General features: G+C 62.1%; 15 protein-coding genes. All 15 read right to left on the reverse strand.

The features are described 5' to 3' along the window. Entirely contained in the window at positions 1-1,233 is a 1,233-nt protein-coding gene (locus tag CHC01_RS02800; protein ID WP_089262254.1) for a hypothetical protein, read from the reverse strand. 7 nt (positions 1,234-1,240) lie between these two features. Further along, on the reverse strand, positions 1,241-1,507 hold the full coding sequence (locus CHC01_RS02805; protein ID WP_089262256.1) for a hypothetical protein: 267 nt from the start codon (positions 1,505-1,507) through the stop codon (positions 1,241-1,243). Between the two features lie 5 nt (positions 1,508-1,512). Next, a complete protein-coding gene (locus CHC01_RS02810; protein WP_089262258.1) occupies positions 1,513-1,983 on the reverse strand; it encodes a hypothetical protein in 471 nt (156 codons plus the stop codon). Positions 1,984-2,041: 58 nt separating this feature from the next. Beyond that, complete coding sequence (locus tag CHC01_RS02815; RefSeq protein ID WP_089262260.1) at positions 2,042-2,431, reverse strand: phage tail fiber protein; 390 nt, start codon at positions 2,429-2,431, stop codon at positions 2,042-2,044. Between the two features lie 8 nt (positions 2,432-2,439). Beyond that, a complete protein-coding gene (locus CHC01_RS02820; protein ID WP_089262262.1) occupies positions 2,440-6,273 on the reverse strand; it encodes a coiled-coil domain-containing protein in 3,834 nt (1,277 codons plus the stop codon). Beyond that, a complete protein-coding gene (locus CHC01_RS02825; protein WP_089262264.1) occupies positions 6,274-7,002 on the reverse strand; it encodes a hypothetical protein in 729 nt (242 codons plus the stop codon). Next, positions 7,002-7,295: a hypothetical protein gene (locus CHC01_RS02830; RefSeq protein WP_089262266.1), complete on the reverse strand. Its 294-nt coding sequence runs from the start codon at positions 7,293-7,295 to the stop codon at positions 7,002-7,004. Before CHC01_RS02830 ends, CHC01_RS02825 begins: the two co-directional genes overlap by 1 nt. A 44-nt stretch (positions 7,296-7,339) precedes the next feature. Then, entirely contained in the window at positions 7,340-7,819 is a 480-nt protein-coding gene (locus CHC01_RS02835; protein WP_089262268.1) for a hypothetical protein, read from the reverse strand. 112 nt (positions 7,820-7,931) lie between these two features. Beyond that, entirely contained in the window at positions 7,932-9,182 is a 1,251-nt protein-coding gene (locus CHC01_RS02840) for a phage tail tube protein (protein WP_089262270.1), read from the reverse strand. A 30-nt stretch (positions 9,183-9,212) separates the two neighbouring features. Beyond that, positions 9,213-9,680, reverse strand: a complete 468-nt coding sequence (locus CHC01_RS02845; protein WP_089262272.1) for a hypothetical protein — start codon at positions 9,678-9,680, stop codon at positions 9,213-9,215. Then, positions 9,680-10,051: a hypothetical protein gene (locus CHC01_RS02850; RefSeq protein ID WP_089262274.1), complete on the reverse strand. Its 372-nt coding sequence runs from the start codon at positions 10,049-10,051 to the stop codon at positions 9,680-9,682. Before CHC01_RS02850 ends, CHC01_RS02845 begins: the two co-directional genes overlap by 1 nt. Before the next feature lie 14 nt (positions 10,052-10,065). After that, complete coding sequence (locus tag CHC01_RS02855; RefSeq protein WP_089262276.1) at positions 10,066-10,584, reverse strand: hypothetical protein; 519 nt, start codon at positions 10,582-10,584, stop codon at positions 10,066-10,068. Positions 10,585-10,590: 6 nt separating this feature from the next. Then, on the reverse strand, positions 10,591-10,953 hold the full coding sequence (locus CHC01_RS02860) for a hypothetical protein (protein WP_089262278.1): 363 nt from the start codon (positions 10,951-10,953) through the stop codon (positions 10,591-10,593). Between the two features lies 1 nt (position 10,954). Then, positions 10,955-11,215, reverse strand: coding sequence for a hypothetical protein (locus tag CHC01_RS02865; protein WP_141137028.1), 261 nt, complete (start codon positions 11,213-11,215; stop codon positions 10,955-10,957). Between the two features lie 61 nt (positions 11,216-11,276). Then, a complete protein-coding gene (locus CHC01_RS02870; RefSeq protein ID WP_089262281.1) occupies positions 11,277-12,488 on the reverse strand; it encodes a phage major capsid protein in 1,212 nt (403 codons plus the stop codon). Between the last annotated feature and the right edge of the window lie 8 nt (positions 12,489-12,496).

Here is a 12,496-nt window from a genome sequence, read left to right on the forward strand (position 1 = left end):
TCAGCTCCCGCGGTCCGACAGCACCCACGGCGAGATCACCGCAGAGTAAGCGAAGCGCGCCTTGGTGTCGGCGAGCATCTGCTCATAGGCCGAGGTCGGCACCATGGTCAGGGAGAAGCCGAAGGTGATCGCGATCGTCTCGGAGGTGAGCGCGATATCGCGGTCGGAGAGGTAATGGAATTCCTGATCGACGGCCCGCAGACCGCGCCGGAAAATCGGCGGCTGCGACAGCGCCTGACTCCAGCGATCGACAGGAACAACCTCCGCGAACGGACCCGCTTGAACGAACGCCGTCCACTGCTGCGCATTGACGCGGAGACCGCGCCGGAAGCGCTGCGGGTCGTTAAACTGCGGCTGCCAGAATGCCTCGAAGGTCGTATAGGCCGCGAACTGCTGTTCGCTCGCCTTGATGGAGCGCCGGAAGCGAACAGGCTCGGCCAGCGCCGGCGACCACGCCTCGGTGTGCGACGCCTCGGCAAAGGGCGCAAATTGAACGAAGGCCGCGAACTGCTGCTTATAGGCCAACAGAGCCCGCCTGAAACGCAGCGGCTCAGACAACTGCGGCATCCACGCGTCAGCATGCGAGGCCTCAGTGAAGGGAGCAAAGCCCGTGAAGGCCACATGCTGCTGCAGCGTGGCGCGCAGCGCCGGCCGGAAGCGCTGCGGCTCGGCCAGCGGCGGCGTCCAGAATGCCTCGAAGGTCGTATAGGCCGCGAACTGCTGCTCGCTAACCTTGATGGCGCGCCGGAACCGGAGCGGCTCCGAGAGCGGAGGCACCCATCGGTCGGCATCAATCCGCTCATTGAACGGCGCGGCCTGGACGAACGCCGCGAATTGCTGGTCGCGGGCCTTGATGGCACGGCGGAAGCGAAGCGGCTCCGATAGCGCCGGTGACCAGCCCTCGGTGTGCGAGGCTTCTGCAAATGGTTCGGCCTGCACGAAAGCTGCGAACTGCTGCTCGACGGTGCGGAGAGCCGGCCGGAACCGCTGCGGTTGCTGCAGATCGACAAACCAGCGATCGGGCGCCGTTGCTTCCGGCCTGGTGAGCGCGCCGGGATCTGCGACGAAGGCCGCCCATGCGACGGCCGCCACGCGTGCGGCCGCGACAACGCGGGACCGCGACGGCTGCGGATATTGCGGATGCCAGCTATCGGCAAAGATCGGCCGAACGACCGCCACCTCGTTGCCGAGATCGCCGAACGCGCCGCCGCCGAATGAGTGGCCCCCGAGCATGCTGTGTTTAGTCCGCTAATCCATAGGAGCGCAGAGCCCTGCCCCGCGCTTCGACGCGCTCGATCGCCTTCTCGAAGGGATCGCAGCGCCCTGAGACCAGGCACGCCGGGCAGACATTGCTGGTGCAGACCCGGCACCAGCCGCCGATGTCGGCGTCGCGCGTCTTGGTCCGGACGGCGTTGTGCAGCCCGCAATGCCCGCACTGATAAGAATCAATGTGGGTTTCCTTGCCTGCGGCATCGGTGCAGATGAACACGCCGTCCGGACGAAGCATGATGATTACTCGTTAAACATCGCGGTGACGTTGGCGAAGCCGACATAGCCGGCCGACTTGGCACGGAATGCGATACCGGCCAGATTGGTCGCCGGGATCACCAGCTCCTTGCCCGGCGTCGGCACCCAGCGAATGGTGGCACGCTGGTTGACGGCGGCCGGCAACAGGTTCGAATTCGCTGTGACGGTCGGCTCCACGGTCATGTTGGCCGTGGCCACAGTGAGAGCGGCCGGATCTGCAGGATCCAGCGGGTTCGGCGTAGCGGCAGAGCCGGTGCCTACGGTTGTGGTGCGCGATGCGTCCCACACGATGGCCTGGTCGGACGGCGTACCTTCAACGCCGAAGATCACGTCGAAGATGCGCGGTCGGCGCAGCGCGACGGCACTCGCCACGGAGATGCCGAGCAAGGTCTTGTGGGTGGTCGCGATCGCCTGCTTGGTGCCGGCGAGTTCGTTAGATGCCGAGTAGTCGGGCATGGTAGCTCCTTTTGGTGAGGTGAGAGATTGCGACGCGGGCGCCCGTCGCCGGCATGGGTTACGGCGTCTTGCCGATAGAGAACTGGCCCGCCAGCAGCTGAAACTGCTTGCCGGCCGGTGTATCCTGCGCAGTCTGCAGCGGACCGCTCATGATCATGTGGCCGCCATCCTGCGCATCCCAGAACGACGCCCAGGTCAGCAGGCCCCAATCGATAAAGGCCGGGCCGACATTGACGTCGGCGATCAGCGTCGATCGGCCGGTCGCAAGGTCGAAAGGCGACATCTTGCCCTGCAGATCGACGCGGCTGTAATTCGTGCCGATGGTCGGGACTTCGTTGCTATCCGAGCCGACGTCTGTCGGATCTGCGATATGCAGAGCCATCCAGCGTCCCAGAATAAGGATCTGATCGCCGACGATCTTGTGCGCATAGAGGGACAGGCCGGACATGTGATCTCCTAGGATGCCGCGCGTTGCTTGAGGCCTTCGACCAGCCGCCGCGTTGCCGCAGAGTTTTTCGCCGGCGTATCGTTGATGGCGTCGATCAGCTCATCCAGCTTGGCGATGACACGGTCGGCATCGGCACGGTTCGACTGCGCGATCGCGCGTGCATTCTCGCGAGCTGCCGAGTCGCTGCCCTGTGCCGGCAGGCGGCCGTTGTCGTTGATGAACTGCAGCATCGGCATCGTGGCGGCGTTGACGCTGGTCGCCCGATTGACGAACTCGCCGCCCGCAAGCGCGATGTCGCCGCCGCCGGCATAGCGCGCGACGACGCTATCGACGTTGTACATGCCGTTACCGACCATGCCGCCGCCGGCATAACCGGGAATGCGGCCGCCATCCTGAAAGCCAAGCCAGCTCCAGAACGAGCCGCCGCTGTTCGCCGCCGACTTGGCCGTTGCCGCATAGATCTGCGCGAGCCAGTAGGATTGATTTGATCCAATGGTCGACGTCAGCGCACCGAGACCATTGATAGCGTTGACGAAGCGATCCGCCAGCGTGTTGATCGCGCCCAGCACCAGGTTCATGGCGTTGAGCAGCGACTGTTCCTGCAGGCTGGTGGTCGTGATCGTGCCGGTCGTGGCCGTCTTGGAGTCGTTCACCGCGGCCACGATCCGATCGGCATCGCTGACGGTGCCGGCGCTGATGTTGGCGAGGCCGGTCAAGGCCGCGGTGACCTGATTGTAAATATCGGTGTAACCGCCCGACGACGCGTAGAACGACTTGGCCTGATCCAGCAGGGTCTGTGCCACCTGCGTGATGCCGGTCAGCGCGTCGCGATCGCCGCCTTGCGCCAGCGCCAGCTGGGCCGCGAAATTTGACTGCGCGGCCGCGAGCTGCTGCTGCGGCGACAGTGTCGAGTTCGAGCTGGTTTTGAGGCCCTGCAGATAATCCCTGATCGTCTTGGCGACGCCCTGGACAAAGGTCAGCAATTCCTCGTTGTACTTCTTGATGATGTCGGCGCGCTCGGCTTCCTGCGCCGCGACCAGGTCGAGCAGCGCTTCGCCGCCGGTCTTCATTTCGTCGAGCCGCTCGCGCGCATACTGCCGATCGGCCGCCGCAAGCTGACCCTCAAGCGTGGTGTTATCATTCATCGCCGTGAACAGGCGATCCTGCGCCGACAGGGTCCGCTGCGCGATGGCGTCAGCCTTCGCCTTGGCCGCCTCGATTTCCTTGTCATCCCACTGCTTTTGCAATGCGAGCCGCTCGGCGTTCTGCGCCGTCAACAGCGAGTCTAGGGCGCGGTTGCCGTTCTGGGCTTCCTGCAGACGCTCCGCCTGAAAGTTCGCTTCCTGCGCGGCGAGCGAGCCCTCGCGGGTATTGGTGTCCAGGCTCGCCAGCGTGGCGCGCTGCTGATACTGGATCATGCGCTCCATCGCCGCCTTGGTGTCTTTTTCTTCCTGTTCGCGCTTCTTCGAATTGTTGCCGAAGATCCCCGAGATGAGCGCGCCAAAACCGGATACCGCCGCGCCGACCAGGTCGCCGGAGAATAGCGACGTGATCGCCTTATCGGTCAGCTTCGCCGACAGGTTCGAGGCCGCATCGCCAAGCGCCGACATCATCGACTTGCCGGACGCCAACCCGGACACAAAGTCCTTCGTCAGCGACTGCGCGGCATCGCGAATCGTATCGTTGATGCCCTTGAAGGAATCGTTCAGCCGGATGGCCTCAGCCTCAGCTGACTTGAGCGCGCGCGGAACGTCGTCGCCATAGATGCCGCGCAGCTGCTGCGCAATCTGAACATCCTGAGGTGACAAAAACGCTGTCTGTCGATCGAAAGATATCTGCCCAGCAACGCGCTGCTTTTCAGCAGCGGCGACGACACGACCATAGGCCTCAGCCTGCTTGTCTATTTCCGCACGATCCTGCGTAGTCAGATCCTTATGGTTTCGAATGGCATCGTTGAGCAATGACTGCTTGGCGGTGTACGCCGCTGCCGCACCTGCAGACATGCCGGCCGTTGCCGACTGAACGGTGATCGCGTCGATCTGCGCTTTGATCTGCGATGTTCCCAGCGCCTGCTCACGGGCCATCGATCGCTGATCCTCAATTTGCTTTGAGGTCAACCCGGCGCCCTGCTGCTGCAACCGCTGTAGTTCTAGGGTCTTCGCGTTGACAGCATCCTGCACCGGCAACGACATACCAAGCGCGCTATTATGGGCGGCCACCATGGCCGTCGCTTTTTCCAGACCAAGCGCCGCCGTCGCCCGGTCAAGATCCTTGCCGGACAGGGTCACGCCGTCCTGCCCAAGCTTGAGCTTTGCGAGCGCAGCGTCGTACTTTTCAGTTGCGGTTGCGGCTGCACCCAGAAGAGCAACTCGCTTTTCCATGTCAGCGAGTTCAGCTTGCGGCGTCTTCGCTACAGCGGGCGTCGCCGGCGCCTGAAACGTCGAATAGGAATTCGCCGGCGAGCGAAAGTTCGCCATGGATGGAGCCGTAGCACCAACCAACGATCCGGGCTTGATCTCCTGCACCGCCGAATATATGGCGCCCACGATGGCACCGCCAAGCGCGCCAATCGCGGCGCCGGCACCCAGCCCGATCGGGCCGCCGAACGCTCCGATGGTCGCGCCGGTCACAGCGCCCGTCGCGCCGCCTGCGAGGATCCCCGCACCGGCACCCGCTGTGATGTTGAGCGCAGTCGTTGCGGCCGGGCTCATCTTGAAATCAATGTACTTCCGGAAATCGTCCGACAGCTTGAAGCTGGCAGCATACTTCGCCAATTCCAGCAACCCCTCGGCGAAAGCTTTTTCCCCTTCGAGTGTGGCAGTCCCGAACATGCCGGCGAACACGGTGTTCGTCGCGCTCTTCGTCTTATCGATGTCAATCTGCAGCTGCTTCAGCTTGACGATCAGATTGGCGTCGATACCGCGGCCGGCCGCATCAAAAGCAGCTGTGAGCTTCGCGACGTCAGGAGCACTCTCGAAGAATGCACCAAAGGTCGCCGCGCCCCGCCCCATGCCCGCCTTCAGCAGCGCATTGCGCTGGAAGATGTTGTCGGTCTGCTCAACCGCTCTTCCGAACAGCGTGAATGCAGTGGCTGCATCCGTCGTTTGCTGCATCTGCTCGGCGATAGCCGGATTGATGCGCCGGATCTGAGTTAACAGGTCCCCACTGCCCAGGCGCAGATTTTCGAAGCCGGCTGTGAACTTCGTCAGACCGGTCGCCAACGACTCTGAATCAATGCCGAATTTTCCGGCCTCAGAGCGCAACGCCTGAAATTGGCGCGTTGATAGACCGGTCGCTTCGGAGAACTCGAATATCTCCTTCGACTTCTGCGCCATCTCGTGCGCTTTATCGGACGCCAGCGTCAGGGCCGCCTGTACGGCGCCTAGCGCAACTGCCGCCCCGAAACCTGCAGGACCGAATGCCGACAACACCTGACCGGTCAAACCAAGCCCGGATGCAAAGGCCGCTATCTGCAGATTTGCCGTCTGGGTGGCGATGCCAAAAGCCTTCTGCGCACCACTCACCTGCCCAAGCCGGTCGGCAGCAGACGCAAGGACTGCGTTGGCGCGGTCCTGCAACGCAGGATTTTGAGCCACGGCAGCGTTTACATCGCGCTGGATTTTCGCATATTCCTGCTGGTTCCGCAGCGCCGAATTATATCGCCGCTCGATCGCCGCAAACTTTGAATCTAGCGACGTGGTCGCTCGCTCGGTGACGGCCGATGCCACGGCTACGCCACCCTGCGCCGCGGCAAGCGCGTTCAGCTCCGCGGTCGCTTGTGCGGCGCCCGGCGCGCTCGCCTGGATAACCAGGCGGCGAATTGCGTCTATGACCGATGCCATTTAGGCGGCTCTCATAGTGATGACGATGGCGGGGACGCGCAACGACCGCTCGTGAGCAGCTGCCCGCCTGTTGCCTTTGCTGAAACCGGGCTCAAACCGACCCTGTTTATTTCGGACGACAGTCCGCACGATCGGCACATAAGCGAGGATCGAGAAATCCTCGGGCGCTCGGTATGAAAACTTAATGTTCGCGATATTGCCAAATCGCGATTTGGCGTCACTCGCCGTGCGCTCATAAATGCGGTTTGGCACCGAGATGACGAAATCCCGACCCGCTTTTGTTTTCCCGATTTCGACGCGCCGAGCATAGGGCACTGGATTCAGGAACACATATTCGTCAGCAAAAGGCACGTCCGCGCCGATTGGCACTTCTTTACTATCGGCGAACAACGTGTGGGAATCTCTATATTCACCAGACGGACCAACCGGAGAGCGACCGCGCAGCATCTGGCCGATCCACACCATGACGTCACCGATCAACTCCCATTCAACGATGATCGACCCGCCCGCTGGTCTCACCGCTTCGAGCGGAGCACCGGGATTGCCATCGACAGTGATAATGCGAGGAGGTACGCGGCCGAGCACCGAACGGTTTGTTTCGTCCGCCTGGGCGATGGCGCCGCGTGCGAACTCCGCGACGGCCTTGCTTTGCGCTTCCGGTGAAAGAAGATCGTTGACGATCAGGTTGATATCGGAAGCAATGCTATCGATACGCGTCCTGACCGCCATCACCTATTCTTTCCCTTGGTTTTCTCGGCGTCGCCTTCCGCCTGCACCGAGGCGCGAAGGTTGGCGAGCCGAACGAGCAGCCGCTTTTCCCACGGCTCCAGATCCAGCCGCATCGCTTGCGTCCAGTATTGGACGTCATCCCAGCCGGCCATGATGGGCGCCATGCCGGTCGCCTTCAGGCCGATCGAGAATTCCTGAAGCCAGTCCCAGACGTAAGCGAGCGCCCAAGGGAACGGCGGGAACGGTTCGAGCGCCGCGATCGGCTTTGGCTTGATGCCGAGCTTGGCGAACACGTCGCTTGCCAGCTCGGCATGGTCGCCCTCGGTGCCGAATGCACCTACTTGGGCAGTAGATCGGAAGAAAGCTTCGGCGTAGCTGGCGAGGTCGTCGGCGGCTTCTGCAAAAAATTCGCAGCGTTGTTAGCTTCCGACCACACCTGAACGAAAATCCAGCTCATGCCGGACGGCGAATACAGATCGGCGGCGTTCTCGGGCGTGCATGGCACATCGATCGGTTCGCGAGACAGGCGATCAACCAGGTACCAGTCGGCCGTGATGACAGCGCACATGGCGATGTTAGCCTCGAACGCATCGTCGGGCTCCACCTTGCCGTTGCGCGACTGCTTGATACGCAGGTTCAGTTCCTTGCGCTTCTGCTTGCCGTATTGCCGGGCCTGGTCGCTGTCCGCAGCCCAGACGTCGATATAGGCAGCCCGGCCGGCCTTGTCGCGGATAACGTCTTCTGTCGTCGGGTCGATCAGTTCGACGCGAAACGGCTTCGCGACGTCGGCGACCAGTGATCCGAATTTGTTGCTCATGGTGTTTTCCTTGGCGGAGGTAGATCGGAGAGGCCCGCCAGCCCCTCCGATCCGATTGCGCAATCACCCGGCGCATGCCGAGTGGGTTTCCCCGTAGCGGCAGGGATGGCGATTAGACGATTTCGGTATCGGCGATCTGCAGCGACGTGCTCTCGACACCCACGGCGTTGCCGAAGTAGCGCCCAATTTCGAACTGGCACTGAATGGCCTTGGCTTTGTTCACCTCGGACTCATTGTTCGAATTGATCTTGATCCGGGGCATGAAGAACACGTTTGCCGGTGCGGTCGGCGCCTTCGACGAAGGGAGGAATGCCAACAGCTTCATCTCCGTCTCGTTGTCATAAGCGCTCAACATCGTGCCATCGGTCAGGAACACGGTGAAGTCGCCGGAGCCGACGAAATCACCGAGCAGGATACCGGCCGTCAGGCCCTCGGAATTGACGGCCTTCGCCGCTTCCGGCCCAAGATCGACCTTCAGGTTCAGGCCGGTGATAACGCCAATCACAGCATCATCGACCAGCAACAGCCCCTGCATCGACGTCGGGATATCTGTGGTAGTTTCCGGCGCGGGTGCCGTGAAAAACGGCGCCTGTGCCCCAGCCAGGATGGTGCGATTGCGGCCCAGAACCGTGAAGTTCAAACCCACGTTGGCATTGACACCGACCGAGAGATCGAAACCGCCGAACCGCACCTCAGAGTAAAAGCGCGAAAGATCGATGTCGGGGTTATGGACCTCAAGCGCAGCCTTGTAGTTCGTGCGCTCGGCCTGTGTGGGCGGGTTCGTAATCTTCGGAAACAGCGAGAGCGAGAACGCTGTATCCGCGATCTGCGTCGTCGGCTCGGGATAGACTTTAACGATTCGATTGTTCGAGCCGCTGAATCCGAGGATGACGAAGTATCGGTTGTTACCTGCGGTCGCCAGGTTGGCAAACTCGCACATCATGCCGACGCGTGCACCGAGCGCGACGGGATCGCCGCTGGCAAACGTGACCGTCTTCGCTGCTGCATCGAAAGCTGCGCTGGTCAGATCGGACTCGTCCAGGTCGATCGGCTCAGACCATTCCGACCGCATCACCGCAGCGAACGGGATGGCGTGGGTGCCGGGACTCAGGAATCCATTGATGGTTCCGGCAATTGTGCGGCTTCCGTGCTTGCCCATCGACTGCTGGGCATCCTGCTTCTTTTCGTTCGGACGATAGTTGTCCTTCGTCAGACCGAGATTGTGCGAGACGTGCCGCAGCACCTGACCGCCGCTCGATCCTGGATCGGTTGCGGCCAACGGTTCAGTTTCGGAGTCGATGACATCCGTCGAATACAGCTTCAGAACGAGGCGTTCGGATACGCTTTCCGCAAGACCGGCCATGGTAATTCTCCTGTGTGATGGATTGTCGGCTCAGCCGATCAGGTCGTGGTAAAACTCAACATCGAGGCCCGACCAAAAGTAGTTCTTGGCCTCGTTATCCATGCCGGGGACGGCAATCTCCGAGCCGGGACCACCCGGATAGACGGTTACCCCCTCGACGGTCACGCCATTCTGGCGGTAGGACCGGAGCGGTGTAGCGAGCGCCTCGGCGTAATCGGTCCCGTATTGAAGACCCCAGCCGATCGGGACGAACACGAAGATCGTCGCGGCACCGGGATTCCGATGCCGGTTTCTTCCACGACCACCGCCGATCTCGATGGTGTCCGATCTCATCGCCTCGAAGAACGTGTAGATGAATGGCGAGGGCGTTTCGGGAAGGAGCGGCGCGTCGTCGCCCTGCCAGTAGAACGGAAGCGCATCGCCGCTCTCGGGATGGATCTGCGGGTTGGCTTCGATTAGCCCCTTAACCACCGCAAGCGCCTGGCTTGTCGTCGTCATCAGCCTGACGCCTGGATTTGAAGGGCAATCAGCGTGCCACCTACGCGCCGCGTGTTGTCGTCGGCCGCCTCTATGCTCAATTCCTTTTCACGACCGTCGCGCAGCAGCACTGCCTTGTCGTTGGTGGTGATCGGCAGCAGCGCGCTCAGCGCGACCATGCCGCTCGGGACAACCGCCTCCGGGTCGTTCACCGCAATGATCTGGCACTTGCCTTGGACGATGGCACCAATCAGCGTCGCCGATTCCAGCCCCGATACGCGTGCGCGCACCTTGGCCTCGGTCTTGGGACGCACAGGACCAGACCCCGTGTAGCGGCGGATCAGGATGTCCTCGCCGTCATCGGCCAGGAACTCGCGGTGATCCTCCAACATTTCCGCAGCGCTACTCACGCGTAAACCTGATATGTGGCCAGCAACCTCTCCGCCGCATTCTTCATTGCATCGGCTGCACCATCCGGAAGCGTGTATTCACGCGACCCAACCCCATCGACGGTCTTCTTCTTGAGCGTGCCGCCCTCGTCCGGTGTGGCATCCCGCAAGGTGCCAGCCATCATGATGATGGCGTGCTTAATCCGGCGGGGAACATCGTCGATCTCCTGCCCTGCTCGATACTCAACAATACGATGGCAGCCGTCCTCGGAGAGAACATCGCTGAGGATTTCGATCACCGGGCGATATGGGAGGCATTCGGGACGGATATTTGCGCAAAATGGAAGGGTAAGCTGCAGCGTCTGAACCCCGATCGATCGTCCGAGCCAACCTGGCGGCCCGTCAATCTCAGACTGAGCAATCTCTAGCAAGTGTTCGACGTACTCGTCGTCGTCATCTTCCGTGAAGACGCGCGCGGTCCTCGCCTCTCCGGCGGTGACTACGAGTTCCGGCGGTTCGATGACGACGACGGGCATGTTCGATCAGTCGACCAGGATGTGGAAGGTGCCGGACTTGCTGGCGCCGCCAGCTGCCAGAACGATCTTGACGCGATCGTTGGCGATGCCGGGCTTGTCACTCACGGCCGTGCCGGACGCCGCATAAAGCGCCGCAACACCAGCCTGAGAATGCGTCGGTGCGCGCGGATAGCAGGCCTTGGAAGCGGTCACGTTCGCCTCGGTCCAGAGATTTTCCCCGGTCTGTTCGGCAGTGATCGTGAAGTCCACGGTGTCCGCGTAGTCAGTCTTGACGTACTGGATGCTGTGGATCTTGCCCGACAAGCGCGGGCTGTATGCAGTGGCAGAGCCATCTGTAGCGGTGGTGACAACAACTTTCTGGCGACGCATATCAGTCTTCCTTTCGATCGGCCGCTCGGCCGGTTGTGGCGGACTTGTCGTCGCGCCGCTGGTTACCGGCGCTTGCCGGTTTATGCTTGGTCCGGTCGACTTGCGTCGGCCGCTCCATCTGCTTCGGCGGCTCGGCGCCCTCTTCGGCCACCAGTCCGCGCTTGATCAGGTCACGCGCGACCGGCTCGGTGACGTCGACGGCAGCGCCGCGACCGAAGGTCATCGTTCCGTGACGGAACGACCGCATCGCTCTCAGTTTCATCATGGGATTCCTGCGGGAGTGACCGCCGCGACTATTCGCGACGGTCGATTGCAGCGGAGGATCAGCCGCCGGCCGCGGCGGTGCCGAACGCGCCCGTAACGAATGCTTCCGGGCGCTTGACGGCGAGCGCTGTGCGCTCTTCGCAGCGGACGGTGATCATATTTTTCTCGAAGTCATCGGCGTTTTCGGTCGAGATGACGACGTTCGCATCTTCGCGGTCGAACAACTGCGCACCCGTGCGGAATGCACCGGCGAGGAACTCACCTTCGAACTCCGGGATTTCGGTTTCGACCACCGGCTTGCCCCACAGCGTGGGACCAGCGATGCGGAGCGGATTAGCCAGGATATAGCCGCCGTTCGCATCCTTGGTCAGTTCCACCGCGGCCCAATCCGTCGAGTGAATGACGAAACCGTCACACGGTAGTCGAGCGAGCTGCGACTGCAGGATAGCCAGGCGCAGATCGTCGATATTTGTGCGCGCATCCGGCTCGAAAGCCGGGGCGAAAGGGCTGGCCTGCGGGATGATGCCCTCAATGTTGCCTGCGCCACCCACGCCGAAGAGGAATTCCTGCTCTTCGACATACTTCAGGCCATACCGCATTTCCGCGTCGATGGTGGACTGCAGCTGCGCGAAGTCGTCGAGGATCTGCTTCGACGCCTTGAACAGATGCGCAATGGTGACCACCGGGGTGATCTTCGTCGCGAACGTGATATTCGAATACGGCTTAGTCGTATTCTCGGGAACGACAGCCGCATTGTTGGTGAAGCCGGTTTGCTGCACCCAGAAGATCGCCGGCGACGTGGTCTGGCCCGGCGCAATCAGGTCGCGGATGAACAGACGCTGCTTCGGAAGCGTGTCGATGCCAGGCAAGCGCTGAGGTTCGACGACGCCCTCGGCCACACCCGAGCTGATCAGCACGTTCTTCACCGGCGCACTGATGCGCTGGCCGGAATGCACCGTCGACGACGTCAGGCCCTTCAGCTTGTCGGAGGCAACAGCCTGGGCACCCCACGACTGGACGGCTTCGCCACCGCCGCGACGGGCCTTCTTCTGCTCCACGTCGGCGAGACGCGCGGTGACCTCTTCCAGCTTCCCCGAGAGCTCGGTCTGGCTGGTCGCCAGCTTGTCGACCTCGGCCTTGGTCTGCTCCGACATCTTGCCGGTGTTTTTGACCTCGGTCAGGGTCTCCTCTGCCTTCTTCGAAAACTCGTCGTTCACGCGCGACAGGTCGTTCGTGACCTGCTTGAGCAGGTCGCGGATATCATCGGCCATGGTAGCTC

It is taken from the genome of Tardiphaga sp. OK246, assembly GCF_900188215.1.
GTDB classification, from domain to species: Bacteria; Pseudomonadota; Alphaproteobacteria; order Rhizobiales; family Xanthobacteraceae; genus Tardiphaga; species Tardiphaga robiniae.